21 protein-coding genes are annotated in these 22,152 nt (G+C 70.5%); 9 read left to right on the top strand and 12 right to left on the bottom strand.

Annotation, left to right across the window (positions count from 1 at the left end):
• Positions 1 to 14 precede the first annotated feature (14 nt).
• Positions 15 to 1,118: a substrate-binding domain-containing protein gene (locus tag OG734_RS26140; protein WP_330293793.1), complete on the bottom strand. Its 1,104-nt coding sequence runs from the start codon at positions 1,116 to 1,118 to the stop codon at positions 15 to 17.
• Between the two features lie 137 nt (positions 1,119 to 1,255).
• Between OG734_RS26140 and OG734_RS26135 the strand changes: the two genes are divergently transcribed.
• Complete coding sequence (locus OG734_RS26135) at positions 1,256 to 1,909, top strand: precorrin-8X methylmutase (protein ID WP_330289920.1); 654 nt, start codon at positions 1,256 to 1,258, stop codon at positions 1,907 to 1,909.
• A 35-nt stretch (positions 1,910 to 1,944) separates the two neighbouring features.
• Here OG734_RS26135 and OG734_RS26130 read toward each other — a convergent pair whose 3' ends face one another.
• Both OG734_RS26130 and OG734_RS26125 read right to left on the bottom strand, forming a co-directional pair.
• Positions 1,945 to 3,075, bottom strand: coding sequence for a HoxN/HupN/NixA family nickel/cobalt transporter (locus OG734_RS26130; protein WP_330289919.1), 1,131 nt, complete (start codon positions 3,073 to 3,075; stop codon positions 1,945 to 1,947).
• 80 nt (positions 3,076 to 3,155) lie between these two features.
• On the bottom strand, positions 3,156 to 3,920 hold the full coding sequence (locus OG734_RS26125) for a cobalt-precorrin-6A reductase (protein WP_330293792.1): 765 nt from the start codon (positions 3,918 to 3,920) through the stop codon (positions 3,156 to 3,158).
• 21 nt (positions 3,921 to 3,941) lie between these two features.
• Between OG734_RS26125 and OG734_RS26120 the strand changes: the two genes are divergently transcribed.
• Both OG734_RS26120 and OG734_RS26115 read left to right on the top strand, forming a co-directional pair.
• Complete coding sequence (locus OG734_RS26120) at positions 3,942 to 5,081, top strand: cobalt-precorrin-5B (C(1))-methyltransferase (RefSeq protein WP_330293791.1); 1,140 nt, start codon at positions 3,942 to 3,944, stop codon at positions 5,079 to 5,081.
• Between the two features lie 170 nt (positions 5,082 to 5,251).
• A complete protein-coding gene (locus tag OG734_RS26115; RefSeq protein WP_330293790.1) occupies positions 5,252 to 7,183 on the top strand; it encodes a potassium channel family protein in 1,932 nt (643 codons plus the stop codon).
• Between the two features lie 160 nt (positions 7,184 to 7,343).
• On the opposite strand, the gene OG734_RS26110 is transcribed toward OG734_RS26115, so the two are convergent.
• Positions 7,344 to 9,164, bottom strand: coding sequence for a S9 family peptidase (locus OG734_RS26110; protein ID WP_330289918.1), 1,821 nt, complete (start codon positions 9,162 to 9,164; stop codon positions 7,344 to 7,346).
• 128 nt (positions 9,165 to 9,292) lie between these two features.
• Here OG734_RS26110 and OG734_RS26105 point away from each other — a divergent pair, with 128 nt between their 5' ends.
• Both OG734_RS26105 and OG734_RS26100 read left to right on the top strand, forming a co-directional pair.
• Positions 9,293 to 9,730, top strand: coding sequence for a nuclear transport factor 2 family protein (locus OG734_RS26105; RefSeq protein ID WP_330289917.1), 438 nt, complete (start codon positions 9,293 to 9,295; stop codon positions 9,728 to 9,730).
• 52 nt (positions 9,731 to 9,782) lie between these two features.
• A complete protein-coding gene (locus OG734_RS26100; protein WP_330289916.1) occupies positions 9,783 to 10,628 on the top strand; it encodes an SURF1 family protein in 846 nt (281 codons plus the stop codon).
• A 57-nt stretch (positions 10,629 to 10,685) separates the two neighbouring features.
• On the opposite strand, the gene OG734_RS26095 is transcribed toward OG734_RS26100, so the two are convergent.
• The 4 genes from OG734_RS26095 to OG734_RS26080 form a co-directional block, all read right to left on the bottom strand.
• Positions 10,686 to 11,750, bottom strand: a complete 1,065-nt coding sequence (locus OG734_RS26095; protein WP_330289915.1) for a hypothetical protein — start codon at positions 11,748 to 11,750, stop codon at positions 10,686 to 10,688.
• Between the two features lie 311 nt (positions 11,751 to 12,061).
• Positions 12,062 to 12,727: a SigE family RNA polymerase sigma factor gene (locus OG734_RS26090; RefSeq protein WP_330289914.1), complete on the bottom strand. Its 666-nt coding sequence runs from the start codon at positions 12,725 to 12,727 to the stop codon at positions 12,062 to 12,064.
• Between the two features lie 347 nt (positions 12,728 to 13,074).
• Entirely contained in the window at positions 13,075 to 14,157 is a 1,083-nt protein-coding gene (locus OG734_RS26085; RefSeq protein ID WP_443064910.1) for an aspartate-semialdehyde dehydrogenase, read from the bottom strand.
• A 281-nt stretch (positions 14,158 to 14,438) separates the two neighbouring features.
• Positions 14,439 to 15,719, bottom strand: coding sequence for an aspartate kinase (locus tag OG734_RS26080; protein WP_330289912.1), 1,281 nt, complete (start codon positions 15,717 to 15,719; stop codon positions 14,439 to 14,441).
• A 202-nt stretch (positions 15,720 to 15,921) separates the two neighbouring features.
• On the opposite strand from OG734_RS26080, the gene OG734_RS26075 reads away from it, so the two are divergent.
• Both OG734_RS26075 and OG734_RS26070 read left to right on the top strand, forming a co-directional pair.
• Complete coding sequence (locus OG734_RS26075; protein ID WP_330289911.1) at positions 15,922 to 16,629, top strand: response regulator transcription factor; 708 nt, start codon at positions 15,922 to 15,924, stop codon at positions 16,627 to 16,629.
• Complete coding sequence (locus OG734_RS26070; protein WP_330289910.1) at positions 16,626 to 17,984, top strand: sensor histidine kinase; 1,359 nt, start codon at positions 16,626 to 16,628, stop codon at positions 17,982 to 17,984. The genes OG734_RS26075 and OG734_RS26070 overlap by 4 nt, the downstream gene beginning before the upstream one ends.
• Before the next feature lie 74 nt (positions 17,985 to 18,058).
• On the opposite strand, the gene OG734_RS26065 is transcribed toward OG734_RS26070, so the two are convergent.
• Complete coding sequence (locus tag OG734_RS26065) at positions 18,059 to 18,559, bottom strand: SgcJ/EcaC family oxidoreductase (RefSeq protein WP_330289909.1); 501 nt, start codon at positions 18,557 to 18,559, stop codon at positions 18,059 to 18,061.
• A gap of 222 nt (positions 18,560 to 18,781) precedes the next feature.
• Here OG734_RS26065 and OG734_RS26060 point away from each other — a divergent pair, with 222 nt between their 5' ends.
• Positions 18,782 to 19,501 carry a TSUP family transporter gene (locus tag OG734_RS26060; protein WP_443065102.1) on the top strand — a complete coding sequence of 240 codons (720 nt, stop codon included), beginning with the start codon at positions 18,782 to 18,784 and terminating at the stop codon, positions 19,499 to 19,501.
• Positions 19,502 to 19,538: 37 nt separating this feature from the next.
• On the top strand, positions 19,539 to 20,192 hold the full coding sequence (locus OG734_RS26055) for a hypothetical protein (protein WP_330289908.1): 654 nt from the start codon (positions 19,539 to 19,541) through the stop codon (positions 20,190 to 20,192).
• Here OG734_RS26055 and OG734_RS26050 read toward each other — a convergent pair.
• The 3 genes from OG734_RS26050 to OG734_RS26040 are packed head-to-tail and all read right to left on the bottom strand — an operon-like array spanning position 20,173 to position 22,057.
• Positions 20,173 to 20,754, bottom strand: a complete 582-nt coding sequence (locus tag OG734_RS26050) for a Uma2 family endonuclease (RefSeq protein WP_330289907.1) — start codon at positions 20,752 to 20,754, stop codon at positions 20,173 to 20,175. The two genes, OG734_RS26055 and OG734_RS26050, sit on opposite strands and share 20 nt — an antisense overlap.
• A 50-nt stretch (positions 20,755 to 20,804) precedes the next feature.
• Positions 20,805 to 21,044 (bottom strand): hypothetical protein, encoded by a 240-nt coding sequence (locus OG734_RS26045; RefSeq protein WP_330289906.1) that lies wholly within the window; start codon positions 21,042 to 21,044, stop codon positions 20,805 to 20,807.
• Entirely contained in the window at positions 21,041 to 22,057 is a 1,017-nt protein-coding gene (locus OG734_RS26040; RefSeq protein WP_330289905.1) for a hypothetical protein, read from the bottom strand. Before OG734_RS26040 ends, OG734_RS26045 begins: the two co-directional genes overlap by 4 nt.
• Positions 22,058 to 22,152: the final 95 nt, after the last annotated feature.

Below are 22,152 nucleotides of genomic sequence, written 5' to 3'. Positions count from 1 at the left end.
CCGGACGGAAGGATCTAAGAAGGATCGGTCTTCTGGAGTTGGGCGACGACGGTGAAGTCCAGACCGTCCGCCTCCGCGAGGTAGATGCGCTGGCTCACGTGCCGGTCGCGCAGCCGGAGGAGGCCGCGCGGGCCCTCGTACGACACCGCCTCGGCCGCCGCCCCGATCGCGGACACGTCGAGGGTGCGGGCGCGTTCGACGAGGGCCGCGAGCAGCAGCACGCCCTCGTAGCAGGACTCGCCGAGGCTGCCGGGGGCTGGGGCGTCGACGCCGTAGCGGGCGGCGTAGCTGCCGTGGAAGTCCAGGGTGTCCTGGTTGGCGAGGGAGGCGAAGAAGCCGGCCGTGCTGAACAGGTCGCGGGTCGCCTCGGGACCGCTGGCCAGCAGCATGTTCTCGTCCATGAGGGTGCTCAGCCGCAGACAGCGCCGGTCGAGCCCGAAGGCGCCGAAGGCACGGTTGAAACGGACCGCGTCACTGCCCACCAGCAGCATCAACACCCCATCGGCGTCGGCGTGTTCGATACGGCGCAGGACGTCGGTGAAGTCCTCGGTGCCCAGCGGGAGATACGCCTCCCCGCACACCCGGCCCCGGCTCTCGCGCGCGTACCGGCGGGCGGCGCGGGCGGTCTGCCGGGGCCACACGTAGTTGTTGCCGACGACGAACCAGCGCCGTACGCCCCGCGCCTCGCCGATCAGCCGCATCGCCGGCCGCAGCTGCCCGGCGGGCGTCTCACTCGTCAGGAACACCCCCTCGGTGCACTCACCGCCCTCGTACAGGGCCGTGTAGACGTACGGCACCCGGTGCGCGACCCGGGGCGCCACGGCCTGCCGTACGGAGGAGATGTGCCAGCCGGTGACGCCCTGCACCACACCGGTCGCGACCAGCGCCTCGACCTCCCCCGCGACCCGCTGCGGATCGGCGCCCCCGTCGACCTCCAGGAGCCGCAGCTCCTTGCCCAGGACCCCGCCCGCCCGGTTGACCTCCTCGGCGGCCAGCCGCGCGCACGCCTCGCACGCGGGACCGAAGATCCCGGCGGGCCCCTGCATCGGGTACACCAGCGCTACGTTCAGGGTCGAGTCGTCGGCCGTGAACCACTCGGGGGTGTGGAGCCGCTGCATGGGGGTCATGATTGCCTGCTCATCGGCGCCGCCCAAGGAACGGGCCGAATCGAGACCGTTTCGTACAATCACCGGCGGCCCGCAACAGGAACCCAGCAGGCAAGCAACAGGCACGCAGCAGGAACACCGACGGACGGATGAGTGAGAGCACAGTGTTCGAGACAGGGTTCGAATACGAGAAGGACGGCGCCGCGATCTACCGCCAGTCCTTCGCCACCATCCGCGCCGAGGCCGACCTCGCCGGGCTGCCCGCCGACGTCGCGCAGGTCGCCGTACGGATGATCCACGCCTGTGGGATGGTCGACCTCGCAGGCGACCTCGGCTACACACCCGACGTCGTCACCCGCGCCCGCGAGGCCCTGCGCGCGGGCGCACCCGTCCTCTGCGACGTCTCGATGGTGGCCAGCGGCATCACCCGCAGGCGGCTCCCCGCCGGCAACGAGGTCATCTGCACGCTCACCGACCCGGCGGTACCGGACCTGGCCGCGAAGCTCGGCACCACCCGCAGCGCCGCCGCGCTGGAACTGTGGCGCGACCGGCTGGAGGGCGCCGTGGTGGCCGTGGGCAACGCGCCCACCGCCCTCTTCCGGCTGCTGGAGATGATCGAGGAGGGCGCTCCCCGCCCGGCCGCCGTGATCGGAGTTCCGGTGGGTTTCGTGGGCGCCGTGGAGTCGAAGGACGCGCTGGCCGGGCATCCGTCCCGGCTGGAGCATCTGGTCGTACGGGGGCGGCGGGGCGGGAGCGCCATCGCGGCGGCGGCCGTCAACGCGATCGCCAACGAGGTGGAATGAGCGCAGGCGAGCGAGCCGGAGTCCGTGCATCGGGCTTACGCCTCCGCCTCCGCAGGCTCCCGTACCGGATTCGCCAGTCCCGACGTCCACCTCTCCTCGATCCGGCCGACCTTCCACACCACCAGGGCGACGGCCCACGTCGCGAAGAACAGCCCGACGATGACGTACCCGACGATGTTGAGGTCGAGCCCGGCGACCCGGTCCCAGAACGGGCCGTGGAGGTCCGCCTGTTCGGCGATCAGGCCGAGCAGTTCGACCGTGCCGATGATGAGCGCGACGGCGACCGACAGTCCGGTGATCGTGAGGTTGTAGTAGACCTTCCGGACCGGCTTGGAGAACGCCCAGCCGTAGGCGAAGTTCATGAACGAGCCGTCGATCGTGTCGAGCAGCGACATCCCGGCCGCGAAGAGGACCGGCAGGCACAGGATCGCGTACCAGGGCAGCCCCGAGGCCGCGCCCGACCCCGCCAGCACCAGGAGTGCGACCTCGGTGGCCGTGTCGAAGCCGAGCCCGAAGAGCAGACCCAGCGGGTACATCTGCCACGACTTGGTGATCGACCTCGTGAAACGGCCCAGGAGGCGGTTCATGAACCCCCGGCTGTTGAGCTGCTCTTCGAGGGCGTCCTCGTCGAAGTGACCGGTCCGCATCTGACGGAACACCTTCCAGATACCGGCCAGGATGACGAGGTTGATACCGGCGATGAGGTAGAGGAACGTCCCGGAGACGGTCGTACCGATGAGGCCCGTGACGTCGTGCAGACGGGAGCCGTCGTCCTGGACCGGCCCGGCGAGGGCCCTGACCCCCAGCGACAGCAGGAGGGCGAGGACGAAGACGACACTGGAGTGGCCGAGCGAGAACCAGAACCCCACGGACAGCGGGCGCTGCCCCTCGCCCATCAGCTTCCGGGTCGTGTTGTCGATGGCGGCGATGTGGTCGGCGTCGAAGGCGTGCCGCATACCGAGGGTGTAGGCGGTCACGCCGATACCGATACCGAAGGCCTTCCCGCCCACGCTGTAGTGCTCGGGCGCGACGACCACCACGAGCGTGAACCAGCCGATGACATGCAGCGCCACGATGAAGGCGGCCATGCCGCCGACCCTGATCCACTCCTCACGGCTCATCGCCTCACGACGTATCTCCTCACGACGTATCTCCTCACGACTCATCGCCCCAGCCTTCTGCCATAGACAGTTACCTGCAATCAATGTGCAGTAAAGGTCGCGACAGGTTTCGGTCAGAGGGTCGGTCAGCGGTGCTGGGATACCAGCCAGTGCAGGGCCTCTTCCGGGCCGTCGACCACCCGCACGCCCTCCGGCACCGCCGGGCGCCGTACGACGACCACCGGCAGCCCCGCCTCCCTCGCCGCCGTCAGCTTCGGTGCGGTCGCCGGGCCGCCGCTGTCCTTCGTGACGACGACGTCGATGCGGTGGCGGCGCAGCAGTTCGCGTTCGCCGTCGAGCGTGAAGGGGCCGCGGTCGAGCAGCACCGCCATGCGGGCCGGGTGCGGAGCCTCGGGCGCGTCGACGGAACGCACGAGGAACCACAGCTCGTCCAGCGCGGCGACGGCGAAGGCGGCCAGGCCCAGGCGCCCGGTGGTGAGGAACACGCGTCGGCCGAGCGCGGGCAGCAGCGCGGCGGCCTCCTCCAGGGAGCCTGTCGCGTGCCAGTCGTCGCCCTTGACCGGGACCCAGCCGGGGCGCCGGAGCGCGAGCAGGGGAACATGGGCTGCGGCGGCGGCCCGTGCCGCATGGAAACTGATCGTGCCGGCGAAGGGATGGGTGGCGTCGATGAGAACGTCCACCCGGTGCGCGCGCAGCCACTCGGCGAGCCCCTCGGCCCCGCCGAAGCCGCCCACCCGCACCTCGCCGGGCGGCAGCCGGGGCGTGGAGACCCGTCCGGCCAGTGAGTTCGTCACCCGGAGCGCGCGCAGGCCCGGCCGCGTTCCCTCCGCGGCCAGGAGCTCGGCGAGGCGGCGGGCCTCGGCGGTTCCGCCCAGGATCAGTACGTGCAGCACGAGGACCGGGTTCCCTTCATGAGCGGCAGCGAGGCCAAGGGCGGGCGCGGCGCCCAACTCAAGCACACCGGCCTGCGCCCCGGCTGGACCACCGGCGCCTGTGCGACCGCCGCCACGACAGCCGCGTACACCGCCCTGCTGACCGGGGACTTCCCCGACCCGGTGACGATCACCCTGCCCAAGGGCCAGACACCGGCGTTCGCGCTGGCCACCGAGGAGCTGACCAGCTCGTACGCCATGGTGGGCATCGTGAAGGACGCGGGCGACGACCCGGACGTCACCCACGGCGCACTGGTCCGGGCGACCGTGCGCCTCCTGCCCGCCGGGTCGGGCGTCGTCTTCCGGGCCGGTCCGGGCGTCGGCACGGTCACCCGCCCCGGACTGCCGCTGCCGGTCGGCGAACCGGCGGTCAATCCGGTCCCCCGGCAGCTGATGCGCGACCACGTCGCCCGGGTGGCGGCCGAACACGGGAACGGGAACAGGAACAGGAACGGAGGCGATGTCGAGATCACCGTCTCCATCGACCACGGCGAGGAGATCGCCCGGTCCACCTGGAACCCCCGGCTGGGCATCCTCGGCGGGCTCTCGGTCCTCGGCACCACCGGGATCGTTGTCCCCTACTCCTGCTCGGCGTGGATCGACTCGATCCGGCGGGGCGTGGACGTCGCCCGGGCCGCCGGACACACCCACGTCGCCGGATGCACCGGCTCAACCTCGGAGAAGACGGTCGTGGCCGCGTACGGACTCCCCGAGGAAGCCCTGCTCGACATGGGCGACTTCGCGGGGGCGGTACTGAAGTACGTACGACGGCATCCCGTCGACCGGCTCACGATCTGCGGCGGGTTCGCGAAACTGTCGAAACTGGCGGCCGGTCACCTCGATCTGCACTCCGCGCGTTCCCAGGTCGACAAGGGCCTCCTCGCCGAACTGGCCCGGCGCGGCGGCGCGAGCGAGACGCTGGCCGCCGAGGTCGCGGACGCCAACACGGGCCTCGCGGCACTGCAGTTGTGCACGGCGGCCGGGGTCCCGCTCGGCGACCTGGTGGCGGTGGCCGCGCGCGACGAGGCCCTCGCGGTACTGCGCGGGGCGCCCGTCGCGGTCGACGTGATCTGTATCGACCGGGCGGGGCAGGTGGTGGGCCGCAGCGGTGTGGCCTGAGGATCTGATGACCTGATGACCTGGTGACCTGACGGTTTTGATCGTTCGACGGGCCCCGGCCTGCAACCAGCCGTCCCGGTGAGGCAGTCTTTTCCCTCGTGGCGATCCTGGGGAACCTTCCGAGTCAGAGCGGGCCGAACGGGCCGAGTACGGCTGATCTCGCCGCTCATATGATCGTGTGCGGCGACGACGGGCTCGCACACCGGCTGGCCCACGAACTCCGCAACGTGTACGGCGAGCAGGTCATGCTCGTCGTCCCGCCCTCGGAGCGGAACGTACGGCCACCGGTGGTCGTCCGGGCCGCCGGGACCGCGTCGGCGCTGCTCGACAGGATGACCGCCGTCGTCAACCGGGCGGCGGGAAACGGAACCACCGGTGCGGACAGTGGTGGTGAACCCGGGCTGCGAGAAAGGGTGTTGGAGGCCGTCGAACTGACCGAGGCGGTTCTCGCCGAGGCGGGTGCGGAGCGGGCCGCGGCCCTGGCCCTCGTGTACGACGACGACGAGACCAACATCCGCGCCGCGCTCACCGCCCGCCGCCTCAATCCACGACTGCAGCTCGTACTACGGCTCTACAACCGGCGGTTGGGCCAGCACATCGGGGAACTCCTCGACCAGGCATCGGCGTTGGCGGCAGTGTCCGACAGTACTGATGACGGCGGCAGCAGCGGTTCGGGCAACCGCTCCGACGCGTCGACCACCGTCCTGTCCGACGCCGACACCGCCGCCCCCGCGCTCGCCGCCACCGCGATCACCGGTACCAGCAAGGTCGTTCAGACCGACGGGCTGCTGCTGCGCGCGGTGGAACGGCTGCCGCCGGCGCCGGGTGAGGTCGCCGACCCGGGCCTGTACACCCTCGCCCTGCTCTCCGCCACGAGCAGCGACCCGGCCGGCGCCGACGGCTCGGAGAGCAGCGGCGACCAGGGACCCCGGCTGCTCCCCGACGAGGCGGCGGTGGCGGCGGCGACCGGGCGCGGAACGGTCGTGCTCCAGCAGGTGGCGTACGCGTACTCCGGGACGTCGATGTCGGGCGGGCGGGGGCGGGGCGTGGTGCCGCCGTTCGCCTCGCTCTTCTCGCGGCGGCTGCGGTGGTCGCTGGCCGGGATGGTCGGGTGCGTGATCGCCCTCGCCGTCGCGCTGACGATCGCCACGGGCGACCATCCCCTCCACGCGACCTACCTGACCCTGCTCGACCTCTTCGCGATCAACGATCCGGCGATCGGGTCCTCAATGCCCCGCCAGATCCTCCAACTCCTGTCCGGGCTGGTCGGGTTGCTACTGCTGCCGGTGCTGCTGGCCGCCGTGCTGGAGGCGCTCGGTACCTTCCGCAGCGGGTCCGCGGTACGGAGGCCGCCACGTGGGCTGAGCGGGCATGTGGTGCTGCTCGGGCTCGGCAAGATCGGTACGCGGGTGCTGACCCGGCTGCGCGAACTGAACATCCCGGTGGTGTGCGTCGAGGCGGATCCCGAGGCGCGCGGGCTTGCTACGGCGCGGCGGCTGCGGGTGCCTGTGGTGCTGGGTGATGTGACCCAGGAGGGCGTCCTGGAGGCCGCGAAGATCAACCGTGCGCAGGCCCTCCTCGCCCTCACCAGCGCCGACACGACCAACCTGGAGGCGGTGCTGTACGGGCGTTCCGTACGGCCCGACCTGCGCGTCGTCCTGCGCCTGTACGACGACGACTTCGCCACCGCCGTGTACCGCACCCTGCGGGCGGCGCACCCCGGGGCGACCACCCGCAGCCGGAGCGTTTCGCATCTCGCGGCGCCCGCGTTCGCCGGGGCGATGATGGGGCGTCAGACGCAGATCCTGGGCACGATTCCCGTCGAGCGGCGGGTGTTGCTGTTCGCGGCGATGTGGGTGGGCGGCCATGCGCAGTTGGAGGGGCGGACGGTCGGGGAGGCGTTCCGGGCGGGGGCGTGGCGGGTGCTGGCGTTGGACACGGGGGTGAGGGCCGTCGGGGAGGACGGTCGTCCGTCGGGGCTGGTGTGGGATCTGCCGGCGACGTATGTGCTGCGGGCGGAGGACCGGGTGGTACTGGCCGCTACGCGGCGGGGGTTGGCGGAGCTGCTGGGGAGGCGGCGGGGTGAGCGGGCGGGGGTGTAGTTTCTTCGCCCCCGCCGCCCTTACCCGTCCCATCCTGTCCCTGGGGGCTGCGCCCCCAGACCCCCGCTTCGGCCCTGAAGGGGCCTCGTCCTCAAACGCCGGACGGGCTAAAAATCCAGCCCCTCGATGGGACGGGTAGGGGCGGCGGGGCGAAGAACTCCTAGGCCCCCAAATGCCGCTCCACGAACTCCATTTCCAACCGCACCTGCTTGATCCGCTCGTCCACGACCAACGACCCGTGCCCCGCGTCGTACCTGTACACCTCGTGGACCGCGCCCCGCTTCTCCAACCGCTTCACATAGTTGTCGATCTGCCGGATCGGGCAGCGCGGGTCGTTCACCCCGGCCGAGATGTACACCGGCGCCCTCACCGCGTCGACGTACGTCAACGGCGACGACGCCTCGAACCGTTCCGGAACCTCCTCCGGTGTGCCGCCCAGCAGCGTCCGGTCCATCGCCTTCAGCGCTTCCATCTCGTCGTGGTACGCCGTGACGTAGTCCGCGACCGGCACCGCCGCAAGGCCCAGCGCCCACGCGTCGGGCTGGACGCCGAGGCCGAGAAGCGTCAGGTAGCCGCCCCAGGAACCGCCGGTCAGGATCAGCCGGTCGGGGTCCGCGAGGCCCGAGGCCACCGCCCATTCCCGTACCGCCGCGATGTCCTCCAGCTCGATCAGACCGACCCGGTGCTTGAGGGCGTCCGTCCACTCACGTCCGTACCCGGTGGACCCCCGATAGTTGACCCGCACCACCGCGTACCCGTGGTCGACCCACGCCGCCGGTCCCGCCGCGAACGCGTCGCTGTCGTGCCAGGTCGGTCCACCGTGAATGTCGAACACGGTGGGCAGGGGCCCCGCCGCCCCGGCCGGCTTCTGGACGAGGGCGTGGATACGGCCCCCCGGCCCGTCCACCCACACGTCCTCCACCGGCACCGAACCCGGCGACTTCAGCCCGGGCGGGTCCAGGACCACCGCTCCCGTCGTCGAGCGCACCGACGACGGTTGCGCGGACGACGACCACAGGTACTCCACGCTGCCGTCGGGCCTGACCGTCGCCCCGGAGACCGAACCGGCGGGCGTCGGCACCTTCACCAGCTCGCGCGAGGCCAGGTCATAGCGGAACAGCTCGCTGCGCGCCTCGAAGCTGTGGGCGATCAGGAGTCCCGAGCCGTCCGGATACCACTCCGCGCTCACATCGCCCGGCAGGTCGAGGGCGAGGTCCGTCTCCTCGCCGCTCGCCACGTCCCACACCAGGGGCTCCCAGCGGCCCCGGCGCTGATGACCGACGAGCAGCCGCGAGTCCCCCTCGACGGGCGCGAAGCCCAGCACCTCCAGGCCCAGTTCCTCCGCGCCACCCTTGGTGTCGTCGAGGTCGGCGACCGTCGTACCGTCCGGGCGCAGGACACGCAGCGCCGAGTGCATCGCGTCGCCGTGCTCCGTGTGCTCGATCGCGATCAGCGAACCGTCGTGCGAGAGGTCGCCGACGCCCGCCGACTCGCGGTGCCGGTAGATCACCGCCGGGGGCGCGTCCGCCACCGCGAGGTGGATCGTCGTACCCTCCTCGTCCGTCGAGCGCCCCACGACCGCCGTACGACCGTCCCGGCCCAGTGCCAGCCCCGCCGGGTAGGAGGCCTCCAGGCCAGGGGTCGCCAACTCGTCCTCGGCGCCCTCCGCCCCTCCCCCGAAGGGCTGCCGGCGCCACTTGCCGAACTCGTCGCCGTCCTTGTCGTCGAACCACCAGATCCACTCGCCGTCGGGCGACAGCACGCCGTCCGTCGTGCCGTTCGGCCGGTTGGTCACCTGGCGCTGCTCGCCCGTGGCGCGGTCCCAGGCGTACAGCTCGTACGTCCCCGTCGCGTTGGACACGAACAGGGACCGGTCCGGCGCGTCCTCCGCCCAGTCCGGCAGCGACACCCGCGGCGCCCGGAACCGCTTCTCCCAGTCCGGCGTGGTCGTGTTCGGGGTGGACCCGTTGCTCTCAGTCATGGCCCCATACTGCCCGCCTCGCAGGACAATCCGCCGCGGAGGTCCCCAGCCTGTGGAAAACTCCTCGGGGGGTCAGACATATCCACAGGTCAGAGCCGATTGTCAGTGGCCGGGTGCAGACTTCCCGCATGACCAACACGCCTGACGCGACCGATGTGGCCGATGTGGCCGACAAGTCCGCTGCCCCCGATCTGCGCGAGACAGTCGAGAGGTTCTGGGCGACCGCCGAGGCCAGGGACTGGGACGGGTTCGCCGACACCCTCGCCGACGACGTCGTCTACACCCTGCCCCAGACGCGGGAGCGAGTCAGCGGCAAGGAGCGGTTCGTCCGGTTCAACCGGGAGTTTCCGAGCGACTGGCACCTGCGGACAGAGCGCGTGGTCGCCGAGCCGGGGCACGTCGTCACGTGGCTCCGCTTCACCGTGGGCCCGGAGGAGATGCAGTGCATCTCCTTCTTCACCGGGGATGAGAAGGGGATCATCACGTCCATGACCGACTTCTGGCCCGAGCCGTACGAGCCCCCGGCGAGCCGGGACCACCTGAGGGAGCTGACGGAGCGGTACTGACCCGGCGACCCCGCGGACCCGGCACCGACCGCCGCCCCGTACCTTGGAAGGCGTGTACCGGTTTCTGCTGACGCCCCGTTGGTGGGGGATCAACGTCTTCGTGCTGCTCGCCATCCCCTTCTGCGTGTTCATGGGGTCGTGGCAGCTGAGCCGGTTCGAGGACCGGGTGCAGGACCACAGGACCGCCACCGAGGAGGTCTCCGCCGAGAAGGGGGAGGCCGCCCGGCCGCTCGCCGAGCTGCTGCCCGTCGACAAGAAGACCTCCGGGGACCGCGTCACCGTCAGCGGGCGGTACGGCACGCAGCTCCTCGTCCCCGGCCGGCAACTGGACGACCGTAACGGCTACTACGTACTGACCCTGCTGCGCACCGACGAGGGCAAGGCCCTGCCCGTCGTACGCGGCTGGCTGCCCGGTACCGCCGACCCCGCGAAAGCCCCCGCCCCGCCCGTCGGCGAGGTCACCGTCACCGGTGCGCTCCAGGCGTCCGAGACGCCGGGGTCCAACGGTGTGAGCGCCGCGGGCGGCCTCCCGGCCGGGCAGACCGGCGCGATCAGCGCGGCCTCGCTGGTGAACCTCGTGCCGTACGACCTGTACGACGCCTGGGTGACCCTCGACAAGGGCGACTCGGGGATGAGGGCCGTACCGGCGACCGCGCCCGCGGACACCGGGCTCGACCTGAAGGCGTTCCAGAACCTCGGCTACACCGGTGAGTGGTTCGTCTTCGCGGGGTTCGTCGTCTTCATGTGGTTCCGGCTGGTGCGCCGCGAGGTGGAGTTCGCGCGGGACGCGGAACTGGGGCTCGCGCCCATCACCTCCGACACCCCCGACACCTCCGCCGCATCCGATGCTCCCGGCACGTCCACCGCGGAAGCCGCGCGGGAAGGCGCCACCGCCTGACCACCGCCCGGCCCGGGCTCAGGCCCAGGCCCAGGTGAATGCTGCCGGTACCCGGTACTACGTGGTCTCCGCCATGACCCCGGTCTTGTACACCGTGCCCGCGCACGCGTTCGACACCGTCGCCGTCACCGTGGGCGAGCCGGCCTCCGTCGTGTAGGACACCGCCACGCTGCCGTCATCCGGGGTGCCGTCCTCCGTGACCAGCTGCGGCGTGGTGCCGGTGCCGGTGTCGCCGCCGGTGGAGGTGGTCGTCGACGAGTCGGGGCTCTCGCTCGGTGTGGGCGACGGCGACTCGGTGGGGCCGCCCGTGGTGCCGCCGTCGGTGGTGCCGGTCGTGGGGCATGTCTCCGAGGGCACCCAGGCGAACTGCACCGTGTAGGCCGCGCCCGGCTGCAGCACGAGTCCGCTGACCGAGAGGGACGGGTCGGGCAGACCGCCGGCCGCGTCACCCGCCGTGTGGTCGGTGCTGGTCACCTTCGCCGGGTCGGCCGCGTCCTGCGCCAGCGTCGTCACGGTGCCGTTGCCACTGACCGTGCACGGGGTGGTGGAGACGTTGACGACCCGGAACGTGCCGTAGACGGCTCCGGTGGCGTCGGGGTCGCCGACCGACCCGGTGGCCGAGCCCAGCTGGGTCGCGTCGCAGGTGGCCGGGGGCTGGGGGGTGACCATCGGATCGGTGGCCCCGGTCGTGTTGCCGCCGGTGCCGCCCTTGTCCGGGTTCGTCGCACTGCCCGAGGGGCTGCTCGACGGCTTGGTCTCGACCGTGCCGGAGGTGCCCCCGGAGGTGCTCTCGCCGCCGTCCGGGTCGTCCTTGCCCGTGCCCTTGTCCTCCTTGGTCTGCGAGCCGTGGCCCGCGATGACGGAGGGGTCGGCCTCGGAGCCGGTGACGTTCGAGACGTGCAGCAGGGCCGGGACGGCCGTGCCGATGAAGAGCGCGGCGGCGGCCATACCGATGGCGGCGTGGCGCTTGCGGGCCCGGCGGGCGGGCACCGCGCGTCGAAGATGGTCCAGCACGGCGTCGGTCGGCTGGATTTGGCCCACCGCCTGATGCAGCATCCTCCGCAGTGCCAGCTCTTCCGAGTCGAGCCCGTCCAGGCTCTGGTCGTCGGGGCCGTGGTTCACAGTTCCGTTCCCAGCGTGCGATTGCTTGTGCTCTTGCTCGTGGCGGCTTGGTCCGTGGACTCCGGCCGGCCAACTCCCGTTGGATCGGGCCCCGTTGGAAACAACCTTACCGGCCCGGAATACCTCGGTCCGGAAACCGCCGGGCCCTGAGCCGGCACCCCCGTGCTGCTGGCTGCCGCCGGTTGCCGAGCCCTGTCCCTCGTGCCCGCGAGCCTGGCCCTGTTCCTGACCTCGGTCCCGACCCTGGTCCTGGTCCTGTTCTCGCTCCGGCGCCGGATCTCGCTCCCGTTCCTGACCCTGGTCCTGGTCGCTCATGCCGGTTCCTCCATGGCGATACGCAGCGCGGCGATCCCCCGCGAGCCGTACGCCTTCACCGAGCCGAGCGATATGCCCAGCGTCTCGGCGACCTGGGCCTCGGTCATGTCCGCGAAGTAGCGCAGGACGAGGACCTCGCGCTGGCGGCGCTGGAGGCCCTTCATCGCCTTGATGAGGGAGTCGCGCTCCAGCAGGTCGTACGCCCCCTCCTCCGCGCTCGCCATGTCCGGCATCGGCTTGGAGAGGAGCTTCAGGCCGAGGATGCGGCGGCGCAGCGCGGAGCGGGAGAGGTTCACCACCGTCTGGCGCAGATAGGCGAGCGTCTTCTCCGGGTCACGGACGCGCTTGCGCGCCGAGTGGACCCGTATGAACGCTTCCTGGACGACGTCCTCGCAGGAGGCGGTGTCGTCGAGAAGGAGCGCGGCGAGGCCGAGGAGTGAGCGGTAGTGGGCGCGGTACGTCTCGGTCAGGTGATCGACCGTCGTCCCCGCCGCCGCGCTCTCGTCGACGCCTTCGCGCTGGTTGGGTATGCGGGCCGGCCGCGCTGCGGGCATCGGCGCGATCACCGGCATGCCGCCGGGCGCCCCGGGCACGCGGAGTCGGCGCGGTGGACGCAGGGCTGTGCCACGCGTCGCCGCTCTGAAGTCAAGTACCTCTGCCACGCATGTTGGACACCCGTCCCCCCGTCAGGGTTGTACGCATCCGGCATCATTCTTGCGTCGTCCGACACAGCCACCCTCATGCGTCCCGCTCTTCCCCTAATTCCAAGGTGACCGCGCGTCCCCACGCATGGTCACGGCGTCCCCACGCCCCGGAAGGACGACCGCAAAGACGCTCCCCGCCCCCCGCATGGTTGCGGAGGGCGGGGAGCAAAATCCTCGAACGCCGAAGGGCCCGGATCACGGATGCGGACCTTTGTCCGGCCGCACCACAGTTCTCACCTAGATCCTACAAACGTTTTATGCCATCACCGGCGTGATTTCCGACAAGATCAACAGACTGGACGTCGTCAGGCCCACTCGGCCGCCACCAGCTCGGCGATCTGCGCCGTGTTGAGCGCCGATCCCTTGCGCAGGTTGTCCCCGCAGACGAACAGTTCCAGCGCGGTCGGGTCGTCGAGCGCCCGCCTGACCCTGCCGACCCAGGTCGGATCCGTGCCGACCACGTCGACGGGGGTCGGGAACTCCCCCGCCTCCGGATTGTCGAACAGCACGACCCCGGGCGCGGTGGCGATGATCTCCCGGGCTCCGGCGACGGTGACCTCGCCCTGGAAACGGGCGTGGACGGTCAGCGCGTGCGCGGTGACGACCGGCACCCGTACGCAGGTCACGGCCACGGGGAGTTTCGGCAGCCCGAGGATCTTGCGGGACTCGTCCCGTAGCTGCATCTCGTCCGACGACCAGCCGTCGGCCCGGACAGAACCGGCCCACGGTACGACGTTCAGCGCGACCGGCTCCGGGAACGGCCCCGTCCCCTCGCCCACGGCCCGCCGTACGTCTCCGGGGCTGGTCCCCAGTTCCGTACCGGCGACCAGGGACAGCTGCCGGCGCAGGGTGTCCACACCGGCCCGCCCCGCCCCGCTCACCGCCTGGTACGTGGAGACCACCAGCTCGCGCAGGCCGTACTCGGCGTGCAGCGCGCCCAGGGCGACGATCATGGACAGGGTCGTGCAGTGCGGGTTGGCGATGATCCCGCGAGGGCGCTGCCGTACCGCGTGCGGATTGACCTCGGGGACGACGAGCGGCACGTCCGGGTCCATCCGGAAGGCGCCCGAGTTGTCGATCACGACCACGCCCTTGGCGGCGGCGAGCGGCGCCCACCGCTCGGCGATCTCCTCCGGCACGTCGAACATCGCGACGTCGACGCCGTCGAAGACCTCCTCCGACAGCGCCACCACCTCGACCTCCTCGCCGCGCACGGTCAGCTTGCGGCCGGCCGAGCGCGGGGAGGCGACGAGACGGATCTCGCCCCAGATGTCCGCGTGCTGGGACAGGATCTGAAGCATCACGGCACCGACGGCACCGGTAGCCCCGACGACCGCGAGCGTCGGCCGCACGGTCGCCCGGGACACAGCCGACCCGGCGACCGCCAATCCGGTCGCGGCCGACCGAGGCGCGGCCGATCCGGTCGCAGTCGCCCGAGAACCGACGGGCCCAGGCCCGGAAGCCAACCGGGCCCCAGCCGACCGAGGACCGGACCATCCGGCGCCGACAGCTGATCCGGGCGCAGTCGATCCAATGGCCGCCAACCCGGTCGCGGCCGACCCAGAACCGACCGGCCCAAACCCAGCAGCCAACCCGGCTCCATCCGGTCGAGAACCGGACCATCCGGCGCCGGAAGCCGATCCAGGCGCAGTCGATCGGGGCGCGGCCATCAGCGGCCGGTGCCTCCGTAGACGACGGCTTCGTCGCTGTCGGAGTCGAGGCCGAAGGCCGAGTGCACGGCGCGGACGGCCTCGGGGACGTCGTCCTGACGGGTGACCACCGAGATGCGGATCTCGGAGGTCGAGATGAGCTCGATGTTCACACCCGCGTCGGACAGCGCCTGGAAGAAGGACGCGGTGACCCCGGGGTTGGTCTTCATCCCCGCGCCGACCAGCGAGATCTTGCCGATCTGGTCGTCGTAGCGCAGCGAGTCGAAGCCGATCGCGCCCTTCGACTTCTCCAGGGCGTCGATGGCCTTGCGGCCCTCGGACTTGGGGAGGGTGAAGGAGATGTCCGTGAGACCGGTCGAGGCCGCCGACACGTTCTGCACGATCATGTCGATGTTGACCTCGGCGTCCGCGATGGCGCGGAAGATCACCGCGGCCTCGCCCGGCTTGTCCGGGACGCCGACGACCGTGATCTTGGCCTCGGAGACGTCGTGGGCGACTCCGGAGATGATGGCGTGCTCCACCTGCTGGTCCCCTTGCGACTTGGGATTCTCGTTGCTGACCCAGGTGCCCGGCAGTCCGGAGAAGGACGAGCGCACGTGGATCGGGATGTCGTAACGACGGGCGTACTCCACACACCGGTGGAGCAGCACCTTGGAGCCGGACGCGGCCAGCTCCAGCATGTCCTCGGAGGAGATCCAGTCGATCTTCCGGGCCTTCTTCACCACGCGCGGGTCGGCGGTGAACACACCGTCGACGTCGGTGTAGATCTCACACACCTCGGCGTCCAGCGCGGCGGCGAGCGCCACAGCCGTCGTGTCGGACCCGCCGCGCCCCAGCGTGGTGATGTCCTTCTTGTCCTGGCTGACGCCCTGGAACCCGGCGACGATGGCGATGTTGCCCTCGTCCAGCGCGGTCCGGATGCGGCCCGGCGTGACGTCGATGATCCGGGCTTTGTTGTGGACCGAGTCGGTGATGACGCCTGCCTGGCTGCCGGTGAACGACTGGGCCTCGTGGCCCAGGTTTTTGATCGCCATGGCCAGCAGTGCCATGGAGATCCGCTCTCCGGCGGTCAGCAGCATGTCGAACTCACGCCCGGCAGGCATCGGAGACACCTTCTCGGCGAGATCGATCAGCTCGTCCGTCGTGTCGCCCATCGCGGAAACGACGACGACCACTTGGTGGCCGTTCTTCTTCGCTTCCACGATTCGCTTGGCGACGCGCTTGATGCCCTCGGCATCGGCTACGGATGAGCCTCCGTACTTCTGCACGACAAGGCCCACGTGCGCTCCTCGCTCAGTCCGTCTCGGTCCGTCTGCGGTCAGCTCAGTCTAACGAGCGGCCGAATTCCCCCTTCGGGGTATCGCATGGTGAGATGTCCCGCTCACCACAGCGATCTTCGGCCGCTCAGCGGGGCTCCTGCCCACCCACGCATGGGATACGCGTTGCCGCTGTGAATTAAGTTTCAAGGACTAAGGTTCGGCTGTGCGCGTACTCCTGGTGGAAGACGATGAACCGGTGGCCCAGTCCCTCCGTCGCGGCCTGGTGCGCTACGGCTTCGAGGTGGCGTGGGTGTCCACGGGAGGCGCGGCGCTCAGCCACACCGAACCGTACGACGTCGTCCTGCTCGACCTCGGCCTGCCCGACACCGACGGTCTGGACGTCTGCAGGGCGCTGCGCGCACGCGGTGACGTCCCGATCATCGTCATCAGCGCGCGCAGCGACGAGACGGACCGGGTGGTCGGCCTGGAGCTCGGCGCGGACGACTACGTCTCCAAGCCCTTCGGCGTACGAGAGGTCATCGCGCGCATAAGAGCAGTGATGAGGCGCGTCCAGCCGCGCGCACAGGCCGCCGAGGCCGGGCCCGACCGGTACGGCACCCGCCTGACGATCGACCGCAAGGCCGCCCGCGTCCGCCTGGACGGCGAGGAGATCGCCCTCGCCCCCAAGGAGTACGACCTGCTGGCCTTCCTCACCGAGGAGCCGGGCGCACTGATGTCGCGCGAGCAGATCATGGAGGCGGTCTGGGACGCGAACTGGTTCGGCCCGACGAAGACGCTGGACGTGCATGTGGCGGCGCTGCGGCGGAAGCTGAAGGGCGCGATCGCGATCGAGGCGGTCCGGGGGGTCGGCTTCCGGCTGGAGATCGCCAAGGACGACGACAGTGGCGACCAGGGTCCGGGCGCCTCATGAACCGCCAGCTCATCCGCAGTTACATCATGCTCGTCGCGGTCGCCATCTTCCTCTTCACCGTGCCGGTCGCCTTCACGCTCACCAAGCAACTGCGCGACGACACCAAGGTGTCCGTCCAGCGCGAGGCCCAGACCATGGCGCTGCTCCTGGGCAACGGCGACAGGATCTCGTGCGACGCCCTGGAAAAGGTGGCCGATGCGTACGACGGGGAGACCCTCGGCACGGTTCAGGTGACCACCAGCAGCTGCGCCCCGAAACTACCGAGGCCCGATGCGGACGCGGCCCTGACCCGGGCCGTACGGGACAACAAACGCACGACCGACTGGGGTTCCGACTTCATCTGGGGCAAGCATCTGACGGTCACCGTCCCCGCTCGGGGGGACGCGGCCGTGCGGATCGTGTACTCGACCTCGGACATGACCAAGCGGCTGTGGAGCATCTGGGGTTTCCGGGCGGGACTGGCCGTGCTCGTCCTGGCCGCCGCCGCCGCGATCGGAGCGTATGCCGCCCGCCGGATCACCGCTCCGCTCCGCGAACTCAACGGCATGGCAAGCAAGTTCAGCGACGGCGACCTGACCGCGCGCTCGCGGGTCACGGGCCCGCCGGAGACGCAGACCCTTGCCCGCACCCTCAACCAGGGTGCGGAGCGCCTCGACACCCTGGTCGCCTCGCAGCGGATCTTCGTGGCGGACGCCTCGCACCAACTCCGTACCCCCCTCACGGCGTTGCGCCTGTCGCTGGACAACATCGCGGACGGCACCGACGACGAGTTCGTACGGGAGGACGTGGAGCAGGCGACCGCGGAAGTGGTCCGGATGAGCCGTCTGGTCAACGGGCTGCTGGTGCTGGCCCGGGCCGAGGCGAAGGTCACGGCGGCGGAGCCGCTGTCCCTCAGGGACATCGTGGACGAACGCCTGTCGATGTGGAGGCCGGCCGCCGACGAGCGCGGAGTCACCATCGCGCTCAGGGGGAGTGGGGGTGCCGACGGCCGGCTGCTTGTTTTGGCCAGCCCCGGTCATCTGGACCAGGTGCTGGACAACGTTCTGTCGAACGCCCTGGAGGTCTCACCGGACGGCGGGACGATCACCGTACGGGCACAACCTCGGGGCGACGAGATGGAGTTGACGGTCTCGGACGGGGGTCCCGGCATGTCGGACGCCGAGAAGTCCCGCGCCTTCGACCGCTTCTGGCGCGGCCAGGGCCTCACCGGGCGCTCCGGCTCGGGCCTCGGCCTCGCCGTCGTCAAACAGCTGGTGACGGACGACGGCGGCACGGTGACCCTGGCGGACGCGCCCGGGGGCGGGTTGTGCGTGGTGATCAGCCTGCGGGCGGCGACTCAGAAGAGCACCGGCTGACCCGGCCGATCGAGACCGGTCTGGTTCTGTCCGGTCTGGTTTAGTCCGGTCTGGTTCTGTCCGGTCCGGGCTGATCAGCCCTCGGGCATCATCGAGGAGTGGTGGTTGACGATCAGCCACTTGCCGCCCCGCTTCTCGTACTCGTACGTGTAGCGGGCGTCGACCCTCTTCTTCTCGCCGGTCTTCGGGTCGGTGAGGATGAAGTAGTACGAGCCGGTGTCGATCGCCGAGTTGTTGTCCAGGATGTTGATGATCGTCTTGGTCTTCTTGCCGACCGGCTTGTTCTCCAGGAAGTGGTGGAAGTAGTCCTCGATCTCGGCGTGGTTCGTCCGGATCTTGTTGGAGACCGTCGGCAGCAGCACCGCGTCGTCCGCGTACCGGTCGGTGACCTTCTCCGCGTCGCCGGTCTTCAGGGTCTTGTTCCAGCCGTCGAAGAGGGCGGCGATCTGCTTCTTGCTGGGCTTCGCCGACTTGGAGTCGCCACCCGCCGCGCTGATCCCGACCGTCACCGTGGCTGCGGTGACGAGGGCGGTGGCCGTGACGAGGGCGGCGCGTATGCGGGTCTTGCGGGTCATCGCAACTCCTGTACGGGTGAGGTGGTTTACCTCCTCCGCATCTCCTGCGGTGGAAGTGACTCCAGCCTCGCTTTTCGCTGGTTAGCGCCCGTGCAAGGGACGTACAGGGGTCGGGAAGGACGTTTCCAATTCACGTACGGTGACGGGCGATCACGTTCTGGAGCGGCGTCCGATGTGGCGGGCTCAACGGGGACAGACAGGGGACAGACACTGACAACGACACTGATACTCACCGCCACAGTCACCCTCGCCTCGTGCGTGCAGTGGCTGACGGGGATGGGCTTCGCCCTGGTCTCGGTACCCGTCCTGATCCTGCTCCTGGGGCCCGCCGAGGGTGTCGTCCTGGCCAACTGCGCGTCCGGGGCGATCTGTCTGGTGGGCCTCGCGGGCGGCCTGCGACACGTCCGCCTGCCCGCGATGGTGCCGCTGTGCGCCGCAGCAGCGTGCACGGTACCGGCGGGCACCTGGCTTGCCCGGCGCCTGCCCGAGCCCGCGCTGCTCGCGGCGATGGGCGCCCTGGTGACGACGGCCGTCGTACTGGTCCTGCGCGGCACCCGGGTACCCGCCCTGCGCGGCAGTGCAGGAGCGGTGGCCGCGGGCGCGGCGGGCGGCTTCATGAACTCGGCGGCGGGCGTGGGCGGTCCCCCGGTATCGCTCTACGCGGTCAACGCGGGCTGGACGGTACGGGAGTTCGTACCGAACGCCATGTTCTACGGCGTCCTGGTGAACGCCGTCTCGGTCGCGTCGAACGGCCTCCCCCACCTGTCCCCGCCCCTGTGGGCGTCCTCGGCCGCGGCCATGCTGACGGGCGCCCTGCTCGGCAGAACCCTCGCCGGCCGCATCCCGGAACCCCGGGCCCGCCTGCTGGTCCTGCTGCTGGCGCTGGCGGGCGGGGTGACGACGCTGGGGAAGGGGTTGTGGGGGATGGTCATGGGGTCCTAGGGCTCTGGAGCCCCGGGTCGCTGCATAAGGTCGCCGCATGGGTGATGTGCGGGTGGTGCTGATCGGGGGCACGTCGAACGTCGGGAAGTCGGCGGTCGCCCGGGTCGTGGCGGAACGGCTGGGGTTCGCGTGCCGGTCGACCGACGCTCTGGCACGGCATCCGGGACGGCCGTGGCGTACGCCCGGGTGGGAGGTGCCGGGGCATGTCGCCGAGCACTACCGCACGCTCACCGTCGACGGGTTGATCTCCACGGTACTGGACCACTACGAACGGCTGTGGCCTCGGGTCGAGGAGCTGATCGCCGAGCACGCCGCCGGGCTGGGCGGTGGTGGGATGGGCCTGGTCCTGGAGGGCTCCGCACTCTGGCCTGCGTACGTGTCGACACTGACCGTCTCCCGTACAGCCGCCGTATGGCTCACGGCCGAAGACACCGTCGTACGCGCCCGCGTGCACAGGGCCGGCCGTTACGCGGAGGCGACGGCCGAGGAGCGGCACCTGATGGACAAGTTCCTTGCCCGCAGCGCGCGTTACCAGTCGCTCATGCGGACCGAGCTGACCAGACTGGGCCTGGACACGGCCCGCGTCGTGGACTCGGGTGACGGACGGTCCGTGGCGGAGGTGGCCGACGCGGTCCTGCGCGCCGTGGACGCGCAGGGCGGGGGCCGGAGGGTCAGTCCACGAACTCCTTGAGGGGCTCGGTGTCGAGGGTCATGCTCACCGGGTCGGGGAGCTTGACGGTGGCACCGAAGGGCAGCTTCTCCTCGTGGCGATAGCGGCCGTTCTCGGGCTGGTTGAACACCACGACCGAGCCGTCGTCCCGGTCGATGAGGAGGTAGACGGGGATGCCGGCGGCCGCGTAGCCGTCAGGCTTGTCGACCCGGTCGCGCTGGTGAGTGTCGGAGTCGTACGACGTGACCTCCACCGCCATCAGGGCGCCGTCGGCCTCGGACCACTCGCCCTGCCCCTTGAGGCCGCCCACCGGGACAAGTACCCCGTCGGCACGCGCTCGCCCTTTGCGGTAATGCTCCGTCTTCAGGCCGCTCTCCGCATGCAGCCACAGGTCAGGGCGATGCTGCATGCACATTCGTTGCAGCCAGGCGATGATCTCGCGATGGTTGCCGTCCGCCACGGGCTTGACCATGACCTTTCCATTGATGAACTCCAGCCGCACGGTCTCCGGGGCATGGCGTTCCAGCTCCTCGAAGTCCTCGACGGACATCTGCGGCCGGTGCTCAGTGGTCCTTGGGGTCATGGCGTCGCCTCCTCGACTCCATGGTGCCCTGACCGGGGCGTCCTGCACGCTCATACACCGCTCCTGTCCAGCGGACCGCCCTGTCGAGGGTCGCTGTGGTCGCCGTCAGCAGGTTCGAAGAGCCGCCCGGTCCGCGCGCCGGCCTGCACCCGCTCCACCTCAGTGAAGAGTCCGCGTTCCGCCTCGTACGCCCGCATGGCCGCGAGCCCGGCGGCGCGCCGCACCTGCTCGTGGTTCGGATGCGTGCCGAGGTCCACGGACAGATGCCTGGCCTCTACCGGCTCGTTCACCTCCGGCTCCCCAGCCTCGCCGCGCGGCGCAGTGCGTCGACGCGGTCGGTGATGTCCACGACCTCGTCGGCACCCGGCAGGCCACCGCCGCTGCGCGGGCCGGGGAGGAACGTCTCCGGGACGGGCGTGAACACCGGCCCGTCCAGCTCGCACTCCGCCAGGCATTCACGGCACAGTCCGCTGACGATCTCCACCGTGCGCTCGTCCGCGTCGCACAGACCACAGGCCATGATCACGCGGGTCACACGGGCGCGGCGGTCGGCCTGCTGTCCCGGCTTCGTCTTCTTCGGCGGCATCTTGCTCTCCAATCGCTTGCGGGCGAATCCGCCCGGGTTGGTGACGTCGGGCGGGAGGCCGTCGGTCAGGGCTCGGGTGATGTCGTCGGTGCTCGCACCACGGGTCAGCCACTCCATGGCGAGGGATTCGAGGGAACGGCAGTCGCCGTCGGACAGGGGCATACGTCCGTCGGCGGCGCGGAGTTCGGCGAGTGCCTGGTAGGCCGCGCTGGGCTGCTCCGCGGGCTGTTCGGCCGCCTCTTCGTCCGCCTCCGACCGCACGGCTTCCGGGGCCTGCGCCTCGGTTGCCTCGGTCTCTTCGGACGCTTCGGTCTCCTCGGTCTCCTCGACACGGGCCAGCCCCGGCTGATAGCGCCCGGTCACGTCCCTGCCGCGACGCTCCCGTACGAACTCCGCCCACCACTGCGCCGACCTGCGGGTACGCGACCAGTACGTGCGTGTCACCCACCGCATCGAGTTGTCCTCGGCGGTGATGTGCTCCTTGATCCAGCGCAGGTGTCCGGCGAGAGTGATGCGGCCCATCGAGACGCGTACGGCCTGCTGGCCGTAGCGAGGGTGCTCCACAGCGATGGCCTTGTAGCCCATGGCGTGACCGTCTTCGAGGTGGTCGACGAAGAGGGCGATCTCACGGTCGCGGGGGCACAGATGCGCGAAGTCCGGGTCGGCGTGCGGGTCTTCGTCACCCGTTGCGCGTTTTCCGTAGCCCGTATTGGCCATGGGGTGCGACGGGGACGGCAGGGCAGGGCTAGGGTTGGCGTAAGCCACCATCGAAGGCTCTTTTCGATGCGTAGGTCTAGGCCCTGGCATTGGTG

Source organism: Streptomyces sp. NBC_00576, assembly GCF_036345175.1.
Lineage (GTDB): Bacteria > Actinomycetota > Actinomycetes > Streptomycetales > Streptomycetaceae > Streptomyces.
The sequence above is the reverse complement of the archived record's forward strand: the minus strand, read 5'-3'. Positions and strand labels throughout refer to the sequence as shown.

Coding starts and splice junctions, on each gene's coding strand:
- OG734_RS26140 (WP_330293793.1), bottom strand. CDS start 1,118: ATGCAGCGGCTCCACACCCCCGAGTGGTTCACGGCCGACGACTCGACC.
- OG734_RS26135 (WP_330289920.1), top strand. CDS start 1,256: ATGAGTGAGAGCACAGTGTTCGAGACAGGGTTCGAATACGAGAAGGAC.
- OG734_RS26130 (WP_330289919.1), bottom strand. CDS start 3,075: ATGAGTCGTGAGGAGATACGTCGTGAGGAGATACGTCGTGAGGCGATG.
- OG734_RS26120 (WP_330293791.1), top strand. CDS start 3,942: ATGAGCGGCAGCGAGGCCAAGGGCGGGCGCGGCGCCCAACTCAAGCAC.
- OG734_RS26115 (WP_330293790.1), top strand. CDS start 5,252: ATGATCGTGTGCGGCGACGACGGGCTCGCACACCGGCTGGCCCACGAA.
- OG734_RS26110 (WP_330289918.1), bottom strand. CDS start 9,164: ATGACTGAGAGCAACGGGTCCACCCCGAACACGACCACGCCGGACTGG.
- OG734_RS26105 (WP_330289917.1), top strand. CDS start 9,293: ATGACCAACACGCCTGACGCGACCGATGTGGCCGATGTGGCCGACAAG.
- OG734_RS26070 (WP_330289910.1), top strand. CDS start 16,626: ATGAACCGCCAGCTCATCCGCAGTTACATCATGCTCGTCGCGGTCGCC.
- OG734_RS26065 (WP_330289909.1), bottom strand. CDS start 18,559: ATGACCCGCAAGACCCGCATACGCGCCGCCCTCGTCACGGCCACCGCC.
- OG734_RS26055 (WP_330289908.1), top strand. CDS start 19,539: ATGGGTGATGTGCGGGTGGTGCTGATCGGGGGCACGTCGAACGTCGGG.
- OG734_RS26050 (WP_330289907.1), bottom strand. CDS start 20,754: ATGACCCCAAGGACCACTGAGCACCGGCCGCAGATGTCCGTCGAGGAC.
- OG734_RS26040 (WP_330289905.1), bottom strand. CDS start 22,057: ATGGCCAATACGGGCTACGGAAAACGCGCAACGGGTGACGAAGACCCG.